General features: G+C 35.8%; 32 protein-coding genes and 2 pseudogenes. 6 read left to right on the top strand and 28 right to left on the bottom strand.

What is annotated here, in order from left to right:
* Window positions 1-5: 5 nt before the first annotated feature.
* Both ACIQZI_RS12640 and ACIQZI_RS12635 read right to left on the bottom strand, forming a co-directional pair.
* Window positions 6-1,697 carry a methyl-accepting chemotaxis protein gene (locus tag ACIQZI_RS12640; RefSeq protein ID WP_403073507.1) on the bottom strand — a complete coding sequence of 564 codons (1,692 nt, stop codon included), beginning with the start codon at window positions 1,695-1,697 and terminating at the stop codon, window positions 6-8.
* Window positions 1,698-2,515: 818 nt separating this feature from the next.
* Window positions 2,516-3,004 carry a MepB family protein gene (locus ACIQZI_RS12635; RefSeq protein ID WP_403073505.1) on the bottom strand — a complete coding sequence of 163 codons (489 nt, stop codon included), beginning with the start codon at window positions 3,002-3,004 and terminating at the stop codon, window positions 2,516-2,518.
* A 236-nt stretch (window positions 3,005-3,240) separates the two neighbouring features.
* Here ACIQZI_RS12635 and ACIQZI_RS12630 point away from each other — a divergent pair, with 236 nt between their 5' ends.
* Together ACIQZI_RS12630 and ACIQZI_RS12625 are read left to right on the top strand one after the other, a co-directional pair.
* Window positions 3,241-3,501: a YolD-like family protein gene (locus tag ACIQZI_RS12630; RefSeq protein WP_403073503.1), complete on the top strand. Its 261-nt coding sequence runs from the start codon at window positions 3,241-3,243 to the stop codon at window positions 3,499-3,501.
* Complete coding sequence (locus tag ACIQZI_RS12625; protein WP_403073501.1) at window positions 3,494-3,856, top strand: YhjD family protein; 363 nt, start codon at window positions 3,494-3,496, stop codon at window positions 3,854-3,856. The genes ACIQZI_RS12630 and ACIQZI_RS12625 overlap by 8 nt, the downstream gene beginning before the upstream one ends.
* A gap of 82 nt (window positions 3,857-3,938) precedes the next feature.
* Here ACIQZI_RS12625 and ACIQZI_RS12620 read toward each other — a convergent pair whose 3' ends face one another.
* The 21 genes and pseudogenes from ACIQZI_RS12620 to ACIQZI_RS12520 all read right to left on the bottom strand — a co-directional run bounded on the left by ACIQZI_RS12620 (window position 3,939) and on the right by ACIQZI_RS12520 (window position 15,799).
* Window positions 3,939-4,754: an N-acetylmuramoyl-L-alanine amidase family protein gene (locus tag ACIQZI_RS12620; protein WP_403073499.1), complete on the bottom strand. Its 816-nt coding sequence runs from the start codon at window positions 4,752-4,754 to the stop codon at window positions 3,939-3,941.
* A 56-nt stretch (window positions 4,755-4,810) separates the two neighbouring features.
* Window positions 4,811-5,209 carry a phage holin family protein gene (locus tag ACIQZI_RS12615; RefSeq protein ID WP_403073497.1) on the bottom strand — a complete coding sequence of 133 codons (399 nt, stop codon included), beginning with the start codon at window positions 5,207-5,209 and terminating at the stop codon, window positions 4,811-4,813.
* A 53-nt stretch (window positions 5,210-5,262) separates the two neighbouring features.
* Entirely contained in the window at window positions 5,263-5,451 is a 189-nt protein-coding gene (locus ACIQZI_RS12610) for a hypothetical protein (RefSeq protein ID WP_403073495.1), read from the bottom strand.
* Window positions 5,452-5,468: 17 nt separating this feature from the next.
* Window positions 5,469-6,440 (bottom strand): hypothetical protein, encoded by a 972-nt coding sequence (locus tag ACIQZI_RS12605; protein ID WP_403074054.1) that lies wholly within the window; start codon window positions 6,438-6,440, stop codon window positions 5,469-5,471.
* Between the two features lie 18 nt (window positions 6,441-6,458).
* Window positions 6,459-6,515 (bottom strand): annotated as a pseudogene (locus tag ACIQZI_RS12600) (hypothetical protein); the annotation flags it as partial.
* 29 nt (window positions 6,516-6,544) lie between these two features.
* A complete protein-coding gene (locus ACIQZI_RS12595; RefSeq protein WP_403073493.1) occupies window positions 6,545-7,327 on the bottom strand; it encodes a phage tail protein in 783 nt (260 codons plus the stop codon).
* Between the two features lie 85 nt (window positions 7,328-7,412).
* Window positions 7,413-7,700, bottom strand: coding sequence for a hypothetical protein (locus ACIQZI_RS12590; protein ID WP_403073491.1), 288 nt, complete (start codon window positions 7,698-7,700; stop codon window positions 7,413-7,415).
* A gap of 509 nt (window positions 7,701-8,209) precedes the next feature.
* On the bottom strand, window positions 8,210-8,527 hold the full coding sequence (locus ACIQZI_RS12585) for a hypothetical protein (RefSeq protein WP_403073489.1): 318 nt from the start codon (window positions 8,525-8,527) through the stop codon (window positions 8,210-8,212).
* A gap of 533 nt (window positions 8,528-9,060) precedes the next feature.
* Window positions 9,061-9,312, bottom strand: coding sequence for a hemoblobin-interacting domain-containing protein (locus ACIQZI_RS12580; protein ID WP_483878419.1), 252 nt, complete (start codon window positions 9,310-9,312; stop codon window positions 9,061-9,063).
* A gap of 318 nt (window positions 9,313-9,630) precedes the next feature.
* On the bottom strand, window positions 9,631-10,017 hold the full coding sequence (locus ACIQZI_RS12575) for a DUF3139 domain-containing protein (RefSeq protein ID WP_403073487.1): 387 nt from the start codon (window positions 10,015-10,017) through the stop codon (window positions 9,631-9,633).
* Between the two features lie 104 nt (window positions 10,018-10,121).
* On the bottom strand, window positions 10,122-10,253 hold the full coding sequence (locus ACIQZI_RS12570) for an XkdX family protein (protein ID WP_403073485.1): 132 nt from the start codon (window positions 10,251-10,253) through the stop codon (window positions 10,122-10,124).
* Entirely contained in the window at window positions 10,246-10,485 is a 240-nt protein-coding gene (locus ACIQZI_RS12565; protein ID WP_403073483.1) for a hypothetical protein, read from the bottom strand. The genes ACIQZI_RS12570 and ACIQZI_RS12565 overlap by 8 nt, the downstream gene beginning before the upstream one ends.
* A 2-nt stretch (window positions 10,486-10,487) precedes the next feature.
* Complete coding sequence (locus ACIQZI_RS12560; RefSeq protein WP_403073481.1) at window positions 10,488-11,762, bottom strand: hypothetical protein; 1,275 nt, start codon at window positions 11,760-11,762, stop codon at window positions 10,488-10,490.
* Window positions 11,743-12,531, bottom strand: a complete 789-nt coding sequence (locus tag ACIQZI_RS12555; RefSeq protein ID WP_403073479.1) for a phage portal protein — start codon at window positions 12,529-12,531, stop codon at window positions 11,743-11,745. Before ACIQZI_RS12555 ends, ACIQZI_RS12560 begins: the two co-directional genes overlap by 20 nt.
* A 92-nt stretch (window positions 12,532-12,623) precedes the next feature.
* Window positions 12,624-13,127 carry a hypothetical protein gene (locus ACIQZI_RS12550; RefSeq protein ID WP_403073477.1) on the bottom strand — a complete coding sequence of 168 codons (504 nt, stop codon included), beginning with the start codon at window positions 13,125-13,127 and terminating at the stop codon, window positions 12,624-12,626.
* A gap of 11 nt (window positions 13,128-13,138) precedes the next feature.
* A complete protein-coding gene (locus tag ACIQZI_RS12545) occupies window positions 13,139-13,654 on the bottom strand; it encodes a DUF1643 domain-containing protein (protein ID WP_403073475.1) in 516 nt (171 codons plus the stop codon).
* Window positions 13,655-13,681: 27 nt separating this feature from the next.
* Window positions 13,682-13,846 carry an XtrA/YqaO family protein gene (locus ACIQZI_RS12540; RefSeq protein ID WP_403074022.1) on the bottom strand — a complete coding sequence of 55 codons (165 nt, stop codon included), beginning with the start codon at window positions 13,844-13,846 and terminating at the stop codon, window positions 13,682-13,684.
* Between the two features lie 168 nt (window positions 13,847-14,014).
* A complete protein-coding gene (locus ACIQZI_RS12535) occupies window positions 14,015-14,626 on the bottom strand; it encodes a hypothetical protein (protein ID WP_403073473.1) in 612 nt (203 codons plus the stop codon).
* A complete protein-coding gene (locus ACIQZI_RS12530) occupies window positions 14,623-14,859 on the bottom strand; it encodes an XtrA/YqaO family protein (protein ID WP_403073471.1) in 237 nt (78 codons plus the stop codon). The genes ACIQZI_RS12535 and ACIQZI_RS12530 overlap by 4 nt, the downstream gene beginning before the upstream one ends.
* Before the next feature lie 54 nt (window positions 14,860-14,913).
* Window positions 14,914-15,048: a hypothetical protein gene (locus ACIQZI_RS12525; RefSeq protein WP_403073469.1), complete on the bottom strand. Its 135-nt coding sequence runs from the start codon at window positions 15,046-15,048 to the stop codon at window positions 14,914-14,916.
* Between the two features lie 313 nt (window positions 15,049-15,361).
* Window positions 15,362-15,799 carry a hypothetical protein gene (locus ACIQZI_RS12520; RefSeq protein WP_403074052.1) on the bottom strand — a complete coding sequence of 146 codons (438 nt, stop codon included), beginning with the start codon at window positions 15,797-15,799 and terminating at the stop codon, window positions 15,362-15,364.
* Here ACIQZI_RS12520 and ACIQZI_RS24295 point away from each other — a divergent pair.
* From ACIQZI_RS24295 to ACIQZI_RS12505, 4 genes are all read left to right on the top strand, one after another.
* Complete coding sequence (locus tag ACIQZI_RS24295; RefSeq protein ID WP_483878417.1) at window positions 15,756-15,929, top strand: DUF8096 family protein; 174 nt, start codon at window positions 15,756-15,758, stop codon at window positions 15,927-15,929. The two genes, ACIQZI_RS12520 and ACIQZI_RS24295, sit on opposite strands and share 44 nt — an antisense overlap.
* Before the next feature lie 941 nt (window positions 15,930-16,870).
* Window positions 16,871-17,230 (top strand): MmcQ/YjbR family DNA-binding protein, encoded by a 360-nt coding sequence (locus ACIQZI_RS12515; RefSeq protein WP_403073467.1) that lies wholly within the window; start codon window positions 16,871-16,873, stop codon window positions 17,228-17,230.
* Window positions 17,231-17,511: 281 nt separating this feature from the next.
* A complete protein-coding gene (locus ACIQZI_RS12510) occupies window positions 17,512-17,685 on the top strand; it encodes a hypothetical protein (RefSeq protein ID WP_403073465.1) in 174 nt (57 codons plus the stop codon).
* Window positions 17,686-17,842: 157 nt separating this feature from the next.
* Entirely contained in the window at window positions 17,843-18,271 is a 429-nt protein-coding gene (locus ACIQZI_RS12505; RefSeq protein ID WP_403073463.1) for an immunoglobulin-like domain-containing protein, read from the top strand.
* A 198-nt stretch (window positions 18,272-18,469) separates the two neighbouring features.
* Here ACIQZI_RS12505 and ACIQZI_RS12500 read toward each other — a convergent pair whose 3' ends face one another.
* The 5 genes and pseudogenes from ACIQZI_RS12500 to ACIQZI_RS12480 all read right to left on the bottom strand — a co-directional run bounded on the left by ACIQZI_RS12500 (window position 18,470) and on the right by ACIQZI_RS12480 (window position 21,660).
* On the bottom strand, window positions 18,470-18,559 hold the full coding sequence (locus ACIQZI_RS12500) for a DUF6011 domain-containing protein (RefSeq protein WP_403073461.1): 90 nt from the start codon (window positions 18,557-18,559) through the stop codon (window positions 18,470-18,472).
* Window positions 18,556-18,729: a hypothetical protein gene (locus ACIQZI_RS12495; RefSeq protein ID WP_403073459.1), complete on the bottom strand. Its 174-nt coding sequence runs from the start codon at window positions 18,727-18,729 to the stop codon at window positions 18,556-18,558. Before ACIQZI_RS12495 ends, ACIQZI_RS12500 begins: the two co-directional genes overlap by 4 nt.
* A 20-nt stretch (window positions 18,730-18,749) precedes the next feature.
* The gene (locus tag ACIQZI_RS12490) at window positions 18,750-19,691 is read right to left on the bottom strand and encodes a DnaD domain-containing protein (RefSeq protein WP_403073457.1); all 942 of its coding nucleotides are present in this window, start codon (window positions 19,689-19,691) and stop codon (window positions 18,750-18,752) included.
* Window positions 19,692-19,883: 192 nt separating this feature from the next.
* Window positions 19,884-20,710: pseudogene (locus ACIQZI_RS12485) on the bottom strand (recombinase RecT).
* Window positions 20,710-21,660: a YqaJ viral recombinase family nuclease gene (locus ACIQZI_RS12480; protein ID WP_403073455.1), complete on the bottom strand. Its 951-nt coding sequence runs from the start codon at window positions 21,658-21,660 to the stop codon at window positions 20,710-20,712. The pseudogene ACIQZI_RS12485 and the gene ACIQZI_RS12480 overlap by 1 nt, the downstream one beginning before the upstream one ends.
* Window positions 21,661-21,775: the final 115 nt, after the last annotated feature.

Here is a 21,775-nt window from a genome sequence, read left to right as displayed (position 1 = left end):
TGCAACTAAAGCTTAAATTGACGAACTAATCTATTAAGTTTTTCAGCTAATTTCGCAAGGTCATCAGAACTGTTGGTTACTTCTTCCATCGAGCTGCTTATTTGTTGAGACGAGGCAGAGGTTTGTTCTACTCCAGCAGCTGTCTCTTCCGAAATAGCTGCAATCTCTGAGATAGAACCATTCATTATTTCACTGTTTGATGAAATACTTGATAAGTTCTCAGATACCGTTTTAATACTGTTTACCATTTCTGTTACAGCTGAGCTGATTGAAGCAAAGGTTTCTCGAGTCGTCTTTATTTGGGTTGTTCCTTGCTTAACTTCGTTATATCCATCTTGTAATGATGTCGTTACTAAACTGGATTCATATTGTATACCAGCGACAATGTCAGTAATATCTGCTACAGAACTAGAGACTTGTTCAGCAAGCTTTCTGACTTCATCTGCAACGACGGCAAAACCTCTACCGTGTTCTCCTGCTCTGGCAGCTTCAATTGCTGCATTTAATGCTAGGAGGTTGGTCTGGGCAGCAATTTCTTGAATAATCGAAACCAAATTCGATATTTCTTGTGACTTAACATCTAAACCTTGCACTTTATGTACTGCATCTTGCACAATTTGATCAATTTTAGCCATTTGCTTGTTGGATGATTCCATTAATTGACTACCTTCACTAGTCATTTGGAAAACTTCATTTGAGGCTTTTTGAATTAGCTCTCCATTAGAATTAGCTTCTTGAACTGAAGTTGAAAATAACCCCATAATGTTGGCCAGTTCACTTGCAGTTCTGGCTTCTGATTCAGTACCGGCGGCTAATTCTTGCATAGTAGTGGCAATTTGTTGAGAACCAGCGTTCACTTCATTTGCAGATTGAGTTAACTCTTCACTTTGACTTGTTATTGATCCAGAGGCTACATTGATTTCACTTAGTAATTCACGAATATTATTACTCATTTCATTTGTTGCAACAACAAGCTGACCTACTTCGTCTTGTGACTTTGTTTCTAATGGTTCATTGCTTAGATCACCACTTGAAATTAACTTCATTCGCTCCATCACTTTTATGATTGGTTTTGCAATAATATTGGAAGTAATCAGTGCTGCAGCTACACTAACCAAAATAACCAAAATTGTTACTATCGTGGCTACAAATAGTGTTTTTCCCCCATTTGCTATAATTTTACTCTCTGTCTTATTAATCGAATCTCGACTTTTATTTGCCAGCTCTTCATAACCAACCATAATTTCACGTACAACCTGGTTTTTTTCTGCTAGATTTTGTCGAGCCAATTCGATATTTCCTTTGTCATACTCTTCGAATACTTCTTTTGCAACAAACTGTCGCCACTCAACGGTCTTTTCGATAAGTTGGTCAAATTCCTCGGAAGCCCCTATCTCTCTAACAATTGCTTCATTACGCTTACCCTCTTCTGTATATTCATTAAATCGATCTTTATAATCACCACCATATAACACGTAACCACGGGCTGTTGATATTCGATTCGCCATAGTTCTAGCCATTTGTTCATTAGCAATTAATAGCGGCACCTCTTTCTCTACAATATTTTTAGCTTCCTCGTTACTCTTCTTAATTGCCGAAAAATTATAAATTCCAAATAGAACGACAAGTAAAATAACTAATGAAAACCCAAATAACATTTTCATCTTAATACTTTTAAAATTAAATCGTTTCTTCACTTCTTGTACCTCAATTTCTTATAGTTTACATTCCACGGTTGTTCAAAATTGCCTAATGTACTAGCTTACTATTATTTCCTGCTTCAATTATCTCAAGGGTAAATTCCACACTATTTTTTAAATTGACTTACCAATTTCATCTAAACTTGTTGCGCTATTATGATAGCTAAAAATTCCCAAAATTAACATCGGTACAATCAATAAAAGAATTATATGAAAATGAGTTTCGCTTGAATGGCTGAAGTAAGTTTAAGTGGTTTAAATTTCATTAAGTTGACACCTTTCTTAGTAGTTTATGAAACTATTCTTTTTTTATAATACTTGAAATTTACCACCCAACTTATATCGGTTACTTATTTCAACTTTCAAGCCAATTATGGGTAAAAATAATTTGTTGGTCACGAACATCTTTCTGTGATTGCATGATACCATATAGAACTCTAGGTCATAAAAGAGTTTTTTTATGAAACTATTAAATAACAAATCTGCTCCGAATGATCAGCATCTAAAACCTCTTGCTGTCTCTTTCTTGGTATAGAATTACGCATGAATTACCCCTTTTCGAATCCGTGGTTTAGCAGCTGATAAAATGCTGGCTTTTTGTTGGTTTGAAATAAAGTTCGATTAAAAATTAGTTTAAAACATTGATTTCATAATAAAAGACTCTCCTACATTTTGAACAAAGATTGATCAAAATGTAGGAGAGTCTTTTTCTCTGTACGAGCATTTTATAAAAAAGATTGCCAATTTCGGCAGGCGAATCGTTAAAGAAATCCCCCAATTGCGAATTTGACAGTAGCTCTCCTTAATATCGTTTTTCATAATAAATACAATTTCTTTAATTTTTCAACTTCAAAGTCATCTGATAAATCAATAAAATATTCTGTTTGCCATGATTGAGTCCTGGCAGCATTTGTATTCAATTCAGTTACCCAACTTGGATAAACTCTAAGTGCCATTTTCCCTTTCTGCTTAGGACTCTTCAATATTCCATATTTAAGAAGCACTTTTTTAGGAAAAATAAATTGCCCCCGCCTCTCGTTATCTATGACAGATACGATTAATTTTTCTGGTGAATTCTCATAGCTATAAGCGTGATTGATTCCCATAGTATCTTTTTCCCAAAATGCAACAAAATATCCCTTCTTTTTAGGAGTTAATTTAGCAAGTCTACTTCTGTAAACGTGTTTATTTATTATTAAAAGTAATCCCTCATATTCACTATTTTGGACTTCTCTTTTTAGAACACAGTTCTCTATACTTCCAACCTCATTCATAATATCTCGGAACAAACTTTCAGATTTCATTTTAACTCCTCTCTCCTATACATCTATCATTTTTCTTACACTTAACAAGTACCGAAATATTCATACCTTTTTTTACAAATAAATAATTAAAGATAGCATGAAAAACCAGTTTCACTCGATCTTTTAAACTACTTTCTTCGCAACTTTATTACAATCATCTTATACGAACGATTGTTTGATTTCAAGTTGTTTCCGAACGTTCGTTTGTATATAATAATAAAAAAGGAGATGATTATTTGATAAGAAGTGAACTTTTAAAGAAGACGGTATTAGACGAGCAAGTATTCAAGCAAATTGGTATTGCAGTAATGGAGTCACTCAACTACACGTTGCCAGTTCGTATCACCTTCTGGAAGGCAGATAATCTCGTCAATAATATAGGAATTGTGGCCAAAGTGGATAAGCAAATGAAATATTTAATACTTGATTTATTAAGTGGGGAGATTAGGATTGATCTCGATTGTGTAGTAGCTGTAGAAAGGTATAACCATGACTAGGATTCCTGAGAAAGACAGAGAGTTTATAGAAACAGCTTTGTATTTATCAATGCTTCTTAAAATACTGGAACGAGATAAAGTTTTGATTGAACAAGGATCTTTTAAAATAAAATCACCCTATGTGGATATAGTTGAGAGTGCAATTACGGCTGTACGGAAGGATTTAAAAATTGCCAGGGACCATTTGTGTAAGGAAAAAATTAAACTAGAAGAAATTAAAAGAGATGCTGATTTCACGATGTATTCTTTTATATACAAAGACGTCGAAGAACATCACACCTACTTTAATCCGCGCTTGAGGAATAGAACTGAGGAATTGTTAAGGATTTATTTACATAAAGGTTCAACAGGATAAGCCCCTCTCGATTAAGAGAAGGGCTTTCGCATATGAATCACAGGGGTAATCATTATTTTCCCCAAACCAATTCGTTCTAAACTTAGGCTTCTGCAACATACACAGTCCACCCGAATACTTTTCTGATTTCTTCAGCATATCCTTCAGCTACTATTTTACTCGTTAATGTACCTGTAATAATACGATAACCAGGGTTAAAGTTAGTGCTTTCAGGTACTTCATAAAGAAGCCAGTTGTACTTTTCGGACAGGCGCTTTTTGCCTTCGACCAACGCCTCGGCAGTCGGAAAGACTCCAGTTTTTAATCTATATTTCTTTGTATCAGTAACTACATTTGAAACCACTTGCTTTGCTGGTAAATTCAAATACTTCGCAACACCTCTCGCATATGCTGCAGCCATATCCTTGATGAAATTATTATTCTTTAGCAACTCAGCATCTTTGGAGTCGATATAAGCAATTTCCGTTAATACTGCAGGCATATTAGTTTGACGAACAACAGCAAGATTACCTTGTTTACTGTCATCACCATGGGGGCCTAAACCGTATTTTTTAGCAGTAGCAAGAGCTTCAGCATTAACTAAGCTTTGTAATTTTACAGAACCAGCACTTGGTTTAGTGTAGATATAAGACTCGTAGCCTGTACCACCACCAGCGTTCACATGATTGGAGATAAACACATCAGCATTAGCCCTATTGGCAATATTAGCTCGTTCAGATAGTTCTATAAAGACATCGGTATTCCGTGTAAGTGTGGTTTCATGATCTGTATAATTTTCATCCAAATACTTTTTCATTTCTTTTGAGAGATCAAGAACGATGTTTTTTTCTTGCAGGCCGTTAGCTACCCCACCCGGATCTTTCCCACCGTGTCCTGGATCAATTTTTACTTTTTTCATACTTGTCACCTCTTATTCTTATTTATATGAACAAAAAAGCCATCCGTGTGGACAGCTTATTTCGCTTTTCCTTTTAACACGTGCACCATCCCTTTTACTTGCTCCGGTACGATCAGACCTGTGCGCCCTGCGTTTTCGATAATTGATAGTAACTCATTCGCCATATAAAAATAAATGGCTGCATCTCTAACAAGGTCATTTTCTCCTATTACTCTATCGATAAGATGAGCAACGGCAACAATAGCAAATATCATTACCTTTTTCGCAATGCCCCTGAATCCAATTTTACTACTTAGTTTCCCTTCAACAGCCGATGCAATTAATCCCGATAAGTAGTCAATAGCAACAAACACTAATAGGGTATTTATCAATGCTTCCCCCCCAAATAAATAACCTGTAACGCCTCCTGCTAATGTGGCTGCTACTTTAAAAAATATGTCTAATCTCTCCAACATTTCTCCCCTTTTATCAAAATAAAAAGAGGGCTCATAGAACCCTCAAATATAAACTATCCCGTCGGTTCATTTGTCGGCGTTGGATACCAAAGACGAATCTCATTTTTATGCATACCTGTTGTGCCTAATAATACAAATTGTGTGCGATGATCGTTCAAGCTTTCTGCTAATGCTTTTGCATCGTAATTTGGTATTGTTGCGTTAATAGTTGCTCCACTCGCTAATTGAAATGTAATATTCATTTTAGTTCCTCCCTTTTTTATCCTACTGTTCCTGTTAGTTCTGTATATGATGAGCCGTCATAAATCCGCACTCTATTGCCACTGCGCCACAGCTTCAGAGATTGCCCTGTGTACGGCTTAACGTACTGATTATCCGCGTGGACATGTCCTGATAAACTAAAACTTTGATATGTGTAAGAACCATTTAATGTATTAGCATTCCCTGCTTTTTGAGCATACAGCACATTACCCGGCACGTTATTACCCCATATGATATTACCTAAACGCAGGTCTAAAGTTCCGCCATCTAAAACAAATTGCCCACCACGAATAGTTGTTCCGATTATATTTCCTGCTGTGATAGTGCCAAGACTGCCAGTTATATCAGACAGGACTGATACGGCTCCAACAAGGTTAATCTTGCTTGCTATGATATCAACTGTAGTCGCAGATTGATTAATCAAAGATGCTATTGTATTGCCGTTAAAATCGCTCTGGCTTACCTTTGAGGCTATCAACCCTGCTTGAACACTTAATGATGACCCTTCGGCGCTTCGAATCCAAGTATCTAGTCCACCGATAGTTGAATTAACAGCGCCTACCTGTGAATCTACATAGTTGACAGATGCTTTAAGGGCAACTGTTCCGGCAACCACATTTATCGATGCTTCCACAGCTTCAATCTGACCGTCAAAATAATTATAATTTTGATTTATTTCCGAATCCGTGTAAGCCTTAGACTCTATTAAAACACCATCTGCTTTTAGATCTATAAGAGATACGGCACTTTGAATATCTCCATTTAGGCGCTCGACTTGTCCTGTGATATTATCTGCAGTTATTTCAAAAAATACTTTTGCTTCCGAAACGTTACCATCAATGTGCTGAACTTCCATGCTGAATTTTTCATTCGTCTGCTCAAATTTAGACCGGGTTTCTTTTTTATTTTCATCAATTTCAATTCGAGTTTCGGTAAGACGGTTAGTAAATGTTGTCTTTTTATTACCCAACGTGACAACAGGACTTCGACTTGTGAATGGATACCACTTGCGGGCTACAATTCTAGTTTTGAAGTCAATCCCCATAGGCTCATGAATTGTCCACTGGCGGTCCCCTAAGCTACATCAAAGCCAAGTTGTACAACTTCAAGCTCAAAGCTGATTTCGGGAGTATCATTTAATTCTTGTTTGAGTCGATCAACCATGGATTCAGCAATTGTATAGCGATCATCTCTGATAGGCTCCGCGTGTCGTTCTCCGTACACATCTGCCATAGGAGACCTATACGTTACCTCTAATCCATTTCCACCAAAACCTTTTATCACCGTACGTAAATTAGTAGTATCAACGGACTTTTTGAGCGTTTTAACATTGTGTTTATAACGAAATTGTTCGTCTGTATCTGCTCCGATGCGCTTATAAATTTTAATGTGCTTGTTGGGCATAATCTTAATTTCGCAATCAAAAATTTTGCACGCATCCCAAATAAGAGATAAAACGTTGCTGTCACCAAAGTTCAAAACCAACTCAAAATTACCGACATCCATATTCTCGAATGTCCACCCTGTGCCTGTTAATATAAAAGAAAAAATATCATACGCATGCCTTGTGCCACCGATAAGACCATAAACTTGATGTTCAATTAGGTCAAAAAAGACATGCTGCGCTCCGATGTTTTTTTGATTGCGGACCTCCGAGAAATTTTTCACACGAAATTCGTGGCCATCGAGTTCTACGATTGATTCATAATCCAACAAAGGATATGAATGAGCATTTCTCGCCGTAAAAAAAGAAGTAAAGGAAATTGAAAAATCTCCGTTTACTTCTTCGTTTATTTCACAATTCTTGATGCTGGTTAAAAGCTCCGTTTCACCAGACATATTTTTAACTACAAGCAATAGCACCGCCTCCTTTCTATCTACTAGATACACAGTAATTTTGCGCAAAAAACCCCACCAATAAAGGTGAGGTTCTTATATAAATTTATGGCGCTGGTGTAAATTCAGCTAAAGACCATTTTTCCGAAGCTGTACTATAAGTTGCTTTATACATAGTTTGAAGATTATTACCATTTTTAATAATAAATGTAATATCATCAGCATCAGAGTCAGCTGGATCGGCTAATATAAATTCATAGTTATCAAAATCAGTCGTAGCATTAGGCAACTCTGCAAAGTGAGTACTTGTCCATCCAGCCATTTGCAACTTAACTGTTTCTGAAAAGTCAACTGAAAAACCATTTTCATTATTTATTATTCCTATTGTAGCCAACGGTTTTACTAAACTATTCTCGCCTTATACATATTCATGCTTTATAACGAGCCTTCACCGTACAGGCGACTTTCATCGCATACGGCGATCCGTCAATAGTAGTACTTTTTGCTTATTTCCCCGTAAAATAGATTAATCGAATTTTGTCGAAATGTAAACAGAAAAAATACACCTCAATGGGTGTTCGTATAATTCCGTATCTCCTGCTAGATTCTTAACTACAAGCAATAACCTCCTTAGGGCATGTAAAAAGAGCCCTGTGATTGGACTCTCGGCATGTAATTATTCAATTTGAACTAATAGACAGTTTGAATCTGATGCGTAATACGCACAGATAAAAGAAGTGAGAATACACCTTCATAACTGGAATTGAAACTTGCTAATGCATATTCAAGATCATAGAATATACATTAAAAAAGTAAAGGCAATGCAGAAGTATAATCTCTACATTGCCTTTATTCAAACTATTCGTCTACTAACCTTGGACAGATTTTGGATAGTTACACAATCTAATTTAAAGCGCCCATAGGGACATATCCAATTACTTTAAGATCTTTATCTAAGAAAAGAACAGCCCAATAGGTATTAGAACCGTAGCCAAAAGTTCCAGATGTAATACCTGCCCCTGACTTTTCCAATTTGGAATAATTTTTAGCTTCTTTCATATCGAGATATAAATCAGTCTTTGTTATAACATTTGAATATACGGTAGGTACAACATATTTCCAGTTGTTCTTTATAATTTCTGGAGCTATCTGATCCTCATCAATATTAACTATTAAATTATTTTTTCCAGGATTTTTTCCACCTGTTACTCCAGCATCCACAAGAGTAAATATCCTATTAATTTCGCTTACCATATTTGATATTTTTTGTGCTGAGTCTAACTCATCATCTTCGGCTTCTACAATAGCAATGCGATAGACTTCTAAGTTTTCCGCAATTGCGGTTACTCCATTTATTCCATTGATTGCTGAATTTAAAACTGTTTCATTAATACCGCTTGTATCACCTGTATCTTTTACAACACTATTAATATTATTTATAGCTAATTCTTGTACGCTATTCTCGTCTTATCCTTCTCTCTATCTCGGTTTATAACGAGCCTTCACCGTACGGGCGACTTTCATCGCATACGGCGATCCGTCAATAATAGTACTTTTTGCTTATTTCCCCAGAAAATAGAATAATCGAATTTTGTCGAAATGTAAACAGAAAAAATACACCTCAATGGGTGTTCGTATAATTCCGTATCACCAGCTAGATTTTTAACTACAAGCAATAGCACCGCCTCCTTTCTATTATTCTCGCTGCACAGAAAAACCCCGCCAATAAAGGTGAGGTTTTTCTAGAAAAGTAATCAATTATAAGGATTTATGAATGTTACTGTTTTAATGACATCTTCGTAACCTGTAGACTTGATAGTAAATGTCATTGTTGCTCCAGCAGCCCAACCAATTCCATCTGTAGAGATAATTCCTGGTTGATTTATTGTAAAATCAGATAAGTAATTATCGCCATCTAAATAAATTCCAGTAATATGTGCTCTCCAATCTTCAGTCTCTGGATTTATTGCAAAAGTAAATTCCATATCTCTATCATTTGTTGCTATTCCAGTTACATCGGAAGGTGTAAATCCACTATTCTCGTCTTATACCTTCTATCTCGGCTTTATAACGAGCCTTCACCGTGCAGGCGACTTTCATCGCACACGGCGATCCGTCAGCAGTAGGACCTTTTTCTTATTTCCCCGAGAAATAGATTAATTGATTTTTGTCGAAATGTAAACATAAAAAATACACCTATTCTGCAGGTGCTTCTAGTTCCATTTTTATTTGTGTATGGTATGTCTCAAGTATAAAGCCGCCCATGTAGACGACTTGATTTTGTTACTATGCTTTTTCCTAAACAATTGGTAAATCTGATTAATTTAACGTTTATTAACTTCTATTATCTTATCATCTTTAAAGTAAACATCATATACAGGGTATTTCGATTTCTTATTTGCTAAATCTAAAGACATATTGTTATACATAGCAAAAATTCTTACTTCATCTTCTGATCTAGTATATTCATATTGATATGAGATTTCGGGATCATCTTTAAATTTAATCTTCTGATACCAACATTCCCTTTTATAGTCATATACATTAACAAGTATATGACTATTCTCTTTAGATGCTCCTTGATATTCAATTACTTTTGCTATTCTTTCATTAGCTCGTTTTTCATAAAGGAAGAAGTTTAGTTTTATTCCTCCCCAAACTAGTAAAAAAATAAGAAAAAACGAAAATAAAACTATTAAAAACTTTTTCATTATCCACATTCCCCTTTTTGGTGTAATATTACACTTTTTCAGTTTAAAGTAAATAATGGAAAATGACAAACTTGTTTTATTCAAGTCACGCAAAATAAAAAAGCCTACTCTGTGTACGCTTTGCCTGTTATATCCTCATATTGTTCTGGATTGATCCACGTTGCCTGCACAAAAACCTTCATCTGATCGTCCGTATACTTACCCATATCATAATAACGTTTAATCGAGTTATACATTTGCATTCGCCTCCATCATCGCTAGTCTAAATAATAGCTCCGCATTTTCATCTTGCAGAGACATAATCTCCATACCCTGAATGGCCGTTTGAAACATCATAGCTGCGCTATCATCCTGCAATGGAGGAATAGGGGACTTAGCTTTTTCCTCGTCAATACGGGCTTGAAGTTCCTCTTCGGTGATTATCCCGTCACCAATTAACGTTTCGATAACTCTTTCAATAAATGACATATTCACCCTCCTAACGCTTTGATTCTGACATATAGATCGACGATCGACTTGACGTTGACACTCACTGTAGTTGCCACGTCACTCAACTTTGTATTTATATCCTTCACTGCTGAAGGTAACGATCCCGCCCAACTCACAGGAACAGATACAGGATTCGTGGTTAGCTTTTCTTTTTCCAAGACAGTGTAAGAAACAGTATACTCAGCCGTGGGATCAAAGTCAGCTTGCAGAATATATATTCTTTGTTTACCGTGTGGCGCTCCACCTGTATCTATCTTCCATTTAACATCTAAAGAATTGTTCTTGTATATAGAAATAACTTTATCTATCTTCTTAGAGAATAGCGCTGACGGAGCAGTAGAGATGTTCCTGTCATTAAAAATGTAAGATACACCACTTAAAATAGGCAAGATCTTCTCCCTCACAATCACGCCAGCCCCAACCTCAACCTGAGTCAGCCCATTAACAACCAAATCGCCCTCGACTAAATGGTTAACGACTTCCGTAACAGGAGTAGCTAAAGCGTAACTCAATTTATAAGGCGTGTAATTAGGTGCTTTGTTAGCTGATACATACGCAAGGGTTTGCGTTGGTGCATCCGAGCCGTCTACGATGGATTTCCAGGCTGTAGGCTTGCTGCCGCTTCCGTCTGCCGTTTTAACCTGCCAACCGTTGAAGTAGGCTTTGATTTCGTCTGTTGATGGTGTGTAGGTTTCTGCATATCCTGAATCCAGGTTATTTATTGATATAGACGTTGCGTTATTATAGACATATGCTTTGTCTCCCTCTGTAAATGAGCCATATTGGTAGCCTACTTTTTTTCCATCATGTTTCGTCATTGTAAAAAGGTCATTAGTTGTCGGTAGTGTACTTGGGATAACCGTACTAAATCTTTTAAAACCTGTAGCTGATTGTTGGTGCGCCCACCACAAACTCCCATCCAAAACAACATCCTTCTCAACCTCTTTCCGCAAAAGCCAATTCCCATCCTGTTTAAATAGACTATCTTTTTTATCACCAATTTGACCTAGTTTGACGTTGGCGAACAGGTAAGATGGATTGCGTGGGAAGAATGGCTTTGCTGTTGAGCCTAGTGTGAGCATCGGGTTTTTGTATGTTGAAGGTTTAACACCCCCTGCTCCACCATCGAAAACCACTTTAATTTTCGAGTTATTTCCTGTATTAAAGGTCGCCACCTCACCAGTAACCCACGATACAATGAAGGCAGTGCTGCTTTCATTCTGGATCGAAAATCTATCATTGATTTTTGAAATCAATGAAAGGGACTTCTCCCCACCCGTATCCTTTATCACCATAGGTGAAGTGTGGTGCTGGATTGATTTCTTCTGTCACATCGAAGACTAAATGACCGTGGTCTGTTTTCTCATAATAGATGGCCTGTTGTTTATCCCAAACTTCAACTTTTATAGTGCCTTCATCCAGATGGTAAAAACGAATAAAAGATTCGATATTCTTTCTCTTAGCTCCACCGTAGATCGGAATACCTTCTTCGGCAGGGATCTGTTCCTCATTGATAAAAGGATGTAGCCATTCTCTGCCCTTGTTTGATGCAGCTATGACCAGTTCAGGCATAACATCGTCAAATTCATCAGCAAGTATTTCACTCAGTTTCTCCAAGTAAGTTTCATCTGGCACATTAAAGGTAACAGGCTTACCGACTAAATAAGCAGCCTTTTGATCCACTAATAATTTGTGCCACCCATGAGGTATACGGTGATTTGTTTTATCTTCATCAATCTGCTTTATTCCATCTTTCCAGTAATGAAATTTGCGCTTCTTAATATCCGAATCGTTGTAGTAGTATTTTTCACCCTGCACCATTGTTTGTGTGTTATGGCTGTTTATCAGCTCCATAATCACATCGGTATAACCTTGTGGTTTCGGGAGTGTGGCTTCAATGCCGTATTGAGCAGTAAGTCCTTCACCTGCATCTTTCATTGAATCTCGTAATATCTTTATGGAGTTCATCATCCAATGGTAGTCTTTCAAAATACTCTCAATCTGTTTGCTGGCAGCTTCTTTCAATTCAATCACTCCTTTATTTAATCAAATTAAAAAGGACACCAAAGACGGTGTTACCCGTACATTCAGTGTCCTCCAGAGTGCTGGTAGAACTTTTATTTATGTTTAATTGATTTTAAAATCGATATATATAATATTTTTTTCTTTGGTAACTGTTTCATCCATATACGCGAACTACATATTACAAAAATTAGAGCCGCAAGCCATGTCATAAGAAAATTTTTAAGAAGTTCTAATGCATTTACTTGTTCATAACTTTGTTTCGCTTCTGCTATTTTTAAAGCTAGTTGAAAATCGCTATTGAACAAAAAAACAATTACAACTGACATAATTGAAAAGAAAGTAACAAGTAAAGGAATAACGATGGAATATACAAGTTTAATATAGTCACTATCGTTAGTGTTATTAAGTTCTAGTTCATTTATCATCATTTCAATTTCTTCTTCTGAATGATGCTTCTTTAGAAACGTTCTAAAAATTGCTTTTTCTTCTAGAGACCTTACCTGCTTTTTCTTCATTATACTCTTCTCAATTGCTCGTAGATATCCAACGCTGTCTTTCTTTTGATATCTTAATTTATTTAATTGAAATTCCTTCAAAACCCTTCTCCTTAATCAAACAGAGTAATATCTATATCCATCGAACGTTTTGGATAACCTGGTTTACCTTTTCTTGATTTACTAAAGCAAAATAGCGTCGAATCATTAAGTAATTTTAAAACCTCTCTATCCCTTCTATTAAAACCACCATTTGAACCCCAAGCTAATACAATCTTATCTGAGTTCTGTATAGATTTTTGTATATAGTAATTATTTAATGGACCAACTGGATCAATACCATTATTTTTCACTTTTTCTTTCAAAGCACGTATACTTTTAGTCCTCAGCGCAAACAAATTAACTATCTCAACTTTTCCATATTTATTTTCAATTGCGTAATTAAAGCAATAATTTGCTGTAGCACCTAATTGTATGTCATCTCTAACATTAGGGTTAAACATTATAAAAGTCATTTTCCCGTCTTTCCCTGCTACACTGCGCGATAAAGAATATCGGTAATTTCCACACTCACTAAAAATTGCTTCAGTTTCAATTTTGTGAGTAGACCTTAGTACTTTTTCTTTCATATGATTGTCTCCCTCTAAAGAAAAAGCTTAAAATTCTTCCCCTTCATCAAACTTAACTCGCTTAATCTTCCCTTGATGAGTGACAATCTTCGTTTCCCCATGTTCTGGTAATCGAGTAAACTTGGCCTTCCCATCACAAACTACAATGGCAAAGCTTCCTTTTACATCCATTATATCAATTTCTAGTCTCATTGTCCTAGGATCAACCCCAATATTTTGGAGTCTAGTAGAATTTTCAATAATAAGCCTGGCAGCTTCTTTCAATTCAATCGCTCCTTTATTTAATCAAATTAAAAAAGAACACCAAACGACGGTGTTAACCGATCATTCAGTGTCCTCCAGAGAGCTGGTAGAACTTCATTATGAAAGTTGTAAATCTTTTTGCTTTTTATATTTAAATTCATGCCTATTATAATTTTGACCAACACGAATTAAAGTGCACATATTTAAATTGAAAGTACTTGATAATTTGTTTAGCGTATCTTTAAAGTGATCATTTTCCATCCTCTTAATACTTTTTTTGAACATCAAATGATAAAATGAGGACCAAAATACTACAGCATCTGAAAAAGCGATATTATTTAATGGACCGGTTACAGATAAAAACTGAGTATCATGTAGACCCTCTAGAGCATAATCTCCTTTTAGCGCACTACAGGAAGATAGGAAAAGCCTTTGATTGTTTCCTTCGTAGCTAAACATATTACTGAATTTACTATAAGGTATTACATCAGCATCCAGAGTCATGCCAATTCCTTTTTTAGTACCATGACATGATATATGAAGGTATTTATAGTTTGAATTTTCATACCTATCTATCATTACTTTTAATTCTTTTTTTGTCCTTATATAAGTATAATAAACCTCCACACCAAGCATTTTTAGCATTTGAGTTATTATCTTACCTTCAAATAATTCATTTACTTCATCTTCAAGATCTAATGATTCAATTATAAACACACCTGTTTTCAAAACTCTTCCCCCTCATCAAACTTAACCCGTTTAATCTTACCTTGATGAGTGACGATTTTCGTTTCCCCATGTTCCGGCAATCGAGTAAGCTTTGCCTTCCCATCACATACAACAATGGCAAAGCTTCCTTTTACATCCATTATATCAATTTCCAGTCTTTTTGTCCTAGGATCAATTTCAAGATTTTGGAGTCTAGTAGATTTCTCATTAATAAGCCTGGCAGCTTCTTTCATTGAGATCCCTCCCGTGGTAAAATGTAATTGGGTGGCTGGGAGAAATCTCAGTCTTTATTTATTTGGTTCTAATAACTCTTTGTAATAATATTCAAGCTCTGGATCTTTCATTTTTACATATAAGCTTTTTTCATATTCCCCTTTCATAGCAAGCCATTCGATATAAAATTCACGTTCGTTTTGACTCATAAATAAAACCTCCTTAGTCATGAGTAGCAGATAATAATTAAGGATAATATGTTAGGTATAGGGCAAGGCGTTTAGTCAGATACACTACATCACCAGTGAGCCTTGCTTCTTTTTATGATTTTTTATAGAATCTTAAACATTTATTCATAGTTTTGTAACATCTACTCGTTAAGATAAAGAAGTGAAGAGACCCCTAACCTTTTTCAAGAGTATCCCATTAATTTGTCCGGCAAATGCCGGATTTTTTTGTGTCTTTCGTTAGTATCAAAATGACGTTTGCTTTCACACTGTACATGATATTCGAAATTTGGCATTAATTGTTTGATAACTCTTCGTGCATCCCTTTATAAAAACACGTTCTACAAATTTTGTTTTCCTTGATGTGCTTGGGATACGGAAAAATCCACCCTCTCTTACATATATCCCTTGTTTCAGTTCCACACCTTTCACATTCTATATACTCGATTGCCCCGCTACTATAAGAAGGTTCAAACTCAACAAACACTTCGAATTCTTGCTCACATTTTTCACATTCATGGTCGAATTTATTATCACTAGGTAAATCAACTGTTCCTTCTGACATATCATTTTCATGTTCACAATAAGGACACTCAACAGTATCGAACATGCTCTTCACTCCTTCACTGTTTATTCGGTTTACAATATTTATTTCTGCCTTATAATTAAAGGTTGATTGAGGTGAAGATTTGGAAAGTGAAACAGTTGAGATAGATTTAACAAAAACATACACTTATAAAGAGATGCCAGATAAACTGTCCGGAAGATGTGACAATTGCGACAAGGCTCACTTTATGTCTACGGTTGGCAATGGTGAGTTCCTAAGAGAATGCGTCAATTGCGGGATGAAGAAGCTGATCTGATTAGCTTCTTTTTTCTCTGCTTAGTCAAACTGCATATTAGTAAAATCATTTAATGGTTCAAAATCCCAATTATATATGTTAACCTTTTAATAAAGGAAGTTTACATATTGGAGGGATTAAAATGACTCTAAACTGGCGCCTTTTTATAACCACAGTTACTGCTCTTTTATTTGTCATCCTTGTTTTCATGAACTTCTTGGGCTATTGGACAGCTAACCCAGCAATACAAATTCTTTTTTTCTTTATCATGGTTGGATCTATTTTCAACGCAGGTATTGAAACTAGTAAAAATCTAAAGAACAGGGGCTGATTGAAATTTTTCAATCGGCTTTTTACTATACAGTTTGTGTCTACTTGTAATAAAATTTGATTTTCATTTTGTTTATTTACCTATATTTCAGGGAATAATTAGCTAAATACAGTCTTACATGCTATGAAAGGAGTGGCATTTTGAAGATTTTATTAGTTGTGTCTAGCATTGCTTTTCCTATTATTATGGTTTTTCTACAGAATCACAGAAAGATATTCCGAATAATTTTTAATATTATCGCTGTTATATCAACTAGTATTTTTGGAAATATTGCGGCAACATCTATTTACCAGATCCTAATTGACAACGCTGTATTTATGACTACAATTCATGGTATTTTTCTTAATCCTTATTTCTTGATAACTGGATCTTATCTTGGAGTATTCATCATTTACAGATTAATGGTTCTTACATTGGATGAAAGATAGTATCTTCATCCATTTTTTCATCCCAATTCCCTGCGAAGCTTATTCTGTTGGTGTTTATTCGTACTACGCATGATCCTTTTCTTGTTTTATTAAAAGTAAAGTCGTTACATTTACAATAATTATTGAAATACATAGGTTTTTGATTATAATAAATGTAATCGAACGTGTGTATTTAGTGATGGCTTTAAAAAGGAGACTTATAAATGGATAAAGCTAGACTTCAATCATTTTGTCTGACACTACCCGGAACGACACATGATTACCAAGTAGACTGGCAAGCAGATCGTTATCATATTGGCGGGAAGATGTTTGCTTTGATGGGAGGAGACTCTCAAAGAAAGCCAATTATCACTTTAAAATGCGAACCTACTCGTGCTGAAGAATTAAGAGAAACCTATCAAGGCATTATTCCTGGGCATTATATGAATAAAACACACTGGAACTCTATTTATTTTGATTCAAATCTATCCGATGATTTTTTAGAAAATTTAATTCTACATTCCTACAATTTAGTTTTTAAAAAACTGACAAAAAAAGTCCAAAACCAAATCATTCCAAAGTAGTTTTTAAGTTCGACACTTTTTTTGCTTCATAGTTTATTTTCTTGAAATCCCTTAAGTTTATTGAAAAAAATGTTGTTATGGAAATATATCTAAATGGGCTGGATAATTAGATTAATACTTATCCTACATTTGAAAGAGTACTATGCTCTTTCTTTTTTATTTTTCTATTCCTATGTCGCAGTTTGTGTCTACACCGAAACACACATTTTATTGATAGAATCACTTTTAATTCATCTATCCTAACCATATAATTAAATTAATCACTGAAAGGAGGATGAATAATGAACCATAATACTTTGCACCAACGGCATAAAGAGCATAATGAGCGCGTTAGAGCATTCCATAAAAATCACGAAATTCAGATACAACGTGGTGAAAACGTGAACGGATTGTTAGCTAAATGGGAAAGATTTTTTTATAACAAAGTAATCGTTCCTTTAAAAACTGTGAAATAAATTCTTATATTTCTGTTCCATTTCGGAGCAGTTTTTTTTGAAAATTCTTAAGCAACACAATGCTTATCCAGTTGCATAACATAGTCGTACTATCCATTAACTTCTCTTACTGTTTTCCCATCCAGTCGTTGGTACAATAAAGATAGGAGGTTTTTTAGTGATTAAAAAATATCCATTAATTGCTTTTTGTTTTGCGGCTTTACTTCTTTTCTTTACTGGCTGCCAAGCAGATGACTCACAACTTGAAGAATCCCCTGCTCAAAAACGTCCAGATTCTGAAAATGGTGTTACCATCAAAACTGAAAAAGCTAAATATCCAACTACAGTTAAGACGATTGTTGTTGAAATCCAAAATGACAGTAATGAAGAATATATGACAGGCGCTCATGTGTTTCTCGAAAAAAAAGTTGAAGGACTATGGCGAAAAATACCAATGAAAGCAGAGTCTTTCACAGAAGAAGGTATTATTCATCCTAAATTGTCATCCCTAGATCTTAATGTAAATGATCTAAAGTATGAGCTTACGCCAGGTGAATATCGAGCTACTATCGGCGGACTTGCCGCTCCATTTAAAGTTGTAGAATGAGAAAGAACCGCATTAGGTTCTTTTTGGTCAATTATTAACAGAGCGATTTGTTACACAGTATGTGTCTACTATTCATTAATTTTCGATGTTGTTTATCAATACTCTTGAAACATCATCTATGCGGATGTTATGTAGATTCTGCAATGCTGTCGAACTCATGGCCATCGACCATGACCTTCTTGTTGCCGTATATCGATTTTATTTACCCTTAGTTGCACAAACAGGACCAATGCCCTTAGCAATGCTTTTCTTGCTTTTTAACGGGCGGTTACAAACTGGGCAATTCACGACCTCACCGCCGATGCTTTAGCTAGTTCAATTTTCAATTCTTCATAAGTTAATAGATCAATAGATAAACCGGTATGGGAATGATGGATACCCATATCTTTTAACCTAGATAAGACAAACTTCCTTTTCATTTCATTTTGAGATTGAACAGCTTGGTAAAGTAATCCCATCAAGCACCCTTCCTTTCCAACTATGGATTTATTTTCTGAAACATCTGGTCCATTTTACGTTTACGATCTTCCAAATCTTTAATATCCACAGGTTCATTAGACTCTTCGGCTGGCTGATTTTGCATCCATTTTGGAACAGCCTCAATCCTCGCTGATCCCCTTCTATATGGAGTAACCTTGTTCTGTTTCTGAGCCTGTTTTTCTTTAAATTCAAGCTGATAGGCTTCGACTTCTGATGTTTTTTTTAAACCTTTATCAAACCAATCTGTTAAGATGGCTTCAACGTATCTCCACGTCTTTTTCCCCTGTTCTGTTGAACGCTTCATTGCCAATACAACTAGTTCATCCGAAAGGTCTGCACACCAGGAAGATATTTTTTCTGATATATAGCTGCCAATTACACCAAAGCCGTTCTCTTCATAGAACCGAAAAGGATCCTCTTGTGGAACTGGACTTACATCTACAGGTTCATCTATAACAAAGGGTTCTACGTATTTCTGGTCCTCTTCTTCTACACCTATCTCTGATTGAGCAATCTCTGATGGCTCCCAAGAAGTAATAGTAAGACCATCTATCTGATATCCAAGAGCTATACAGTTATTGATAAACTCACTAACCAGATGCCTGTTTTTGATACCCTCAAGTTCTTTTTTTATACAAGCAATCACTTTCGGACTCTTGATGAAGTTGTACTTAGCCCAATTGACAATCATGATTGCCTTCGATCTATCGTCATAAATGATTTTTCCGTAATCAATGAATCTCTGAAGCAATTTATCTACTGTTTCTCGGTTATAGCCCGTCTCTGTTTCAACGATTCTTTTCGGGAGCTCATATACACCACATTGTGATGTTTTGCTATTAGTCATGAGATACAAGTAAAAGTATTTTTCCTCCGGTGTAAGATCAAGTACGAACCCATCCTGCCAAAATTCAATATGTACCTGTCTATATTTCGCCATACTCTTATCTCCTTTCGCATATCACAAAACCATTTTTAACTGATATAACGGTATAATCTGGATACGATTTTTGCATATATTTGAGGACAAGCTTTTTTAAGTGATCCTTATCCTTTGCCTCCTCCCAGTTCCACGCTGGAAGGAGGACATTTGTTTTATATTCGAAATTACTCATCAGTCAAACGGAATTTCCTAATCAATTACAGAAGGCTTTTCTTTCGAATCGGTTTTTCCTGTTTTAGGAGCCCCATCGATGATTTCCGGCTCTATAAAATCTTCCACCTCACTCGCTTCATCAGTAATATCCTTCATTTCTGGTTCCTTTTCATCCTTGGAAACAGCAGTCTGCATTTCGATAGACAGAATTCCCCACTTTGATAGCATATTTCATAAAACTGTCTTTTTAGCCATTGCGTCAAAGTCCTTTTTCCATCCGAAATCGGATTTACTAAATTTCTTTTTATGGGCTTCAATCTCAGCTCTGGTCCAATAAACAGTCTTTTCGAATCCGTTGATTAATCTGAAAAATCCACAATAACCAATATTTTTTCAGATGTTGCACCTTCTAAATTTAGATCTAGGTCCTCTGTAAGACGATTCCACTTAACCAATTCACCTTCGCGTACTTCAATGACATTAATTGATTTGTACTGACCCGTTCTCAAAGCCAGCTGAATGTATCCTTTATAACCTAATTGAAATTGGGCATTTCCACTGTATGGAACAATCCAGGCATATCCAAGATTCTTATCAATCGGTAGATCTAGAGTGGCTGCTACCATTGCTGAAGTAACAACTGTCATCGGATCTGTTTTTTGAAGGTAAGAATCACCGTTATATAAATTGAGTAAAGAAGACATAAACTGTGGAGCCTTTTTCGCTAACACTTGTTCATACTTTTTCTGCATAGTTGGTGTATTTAGAAGTGACTTAAGACCAAGTGATTGGGCAGAAACTTGTTTTGATGCATCTGATTGTTTGCTTCCTAATTGATTTTTTAAAGCAGCATTTGTAGCCATTAATTAGCCATCTCTTTCACAGCGAATTTACGAAAACTCGTTTCTTTCAAGACTTCACGGTAAATGTCAGGAAATTTCTCCTTCAAAGTCTTTGTATCAACTCTGCTTTGTAATTGATTTTTCCAAGATACAAGGAAGCTGTCTACCAGTCCTGTTTCAGCGTCTTTTAGTTCAGCCTTGATTTTATTTTCAATTTCCGTTTTTGCAGACTTGATGAGTTTTTCATCAGCTTTGATTTTTTCATATTGAGACAAATACTCTTTATAGTCAGATGGGAGAATAATCTCCTTGTCCTTTTCAGCGCGGCCATATTTTTCTTTAAGGTATTTTTCAGCAGCACTGGATCCGTCCAACTCTGGAGGAATACCTTGTAGAACATGATGTTCCCAGAAATGCTTTTCAGCAAAGATAATCATATTGATAAGCTCCTCATCACGTTCTACTTCTTTCCAAATAAACTTATTTCCACCGACAAGCACCGCTATATAGCCTTTTTCTTTATCAGTAACACCGAGGTAATGTTGAACTTGTACAAGATAAGTAGCTGGGATTTCGTCTGACTCCCATCCCTTAGCTAGATAAGCACTTGCTGTTTTACATTCAAGCAAAGCAGATTCACCGATAACAAGCCGATCCAGGTTTGCCTTAATAAACGGATATTCCGGATGAGAGTACATGAAGTTTGTTCGGCGCACCTTCTTATCAGTCCGCTTTTCAAATTCCTTGGCAACCACATTTTCCATCTCGTTTCCCCAATAGATGGCTTCATTATCGATTTCTTGTGGTGTAACTTGTCCCGTTTTTTCAAGCCATAATTCAAATGCAGTACGATATTTATTTAAGCCAAGAATGATCCCTGCGTCTGATCCATCGATACCCTTTGTACGTTCCTCAAGCCATTCCATACGGCTCATATCGTGAGGAGAAATTGCATTTAAGTTCATTGCCATGAATTTGTCCTCCTTACCGCACATATCATGTTGCTATGTGTTCATATTAAACCGCACACTACGTGTTTACGACACGTTTTGTGCGGTTTAATATGAACAAACACAAATCGTGTTA

It is taken from the genome of Peribacillus sp. NPDC096379, assembly GCF_044762875.1.
Classification (GTDB): Bacteria; Bacillota; Bacilli; order Bacillales; family DSM-1321; genus Peribacillus.
This window is presented reverse-complemented; position numbering and strand designations above follow the sequence as displayed.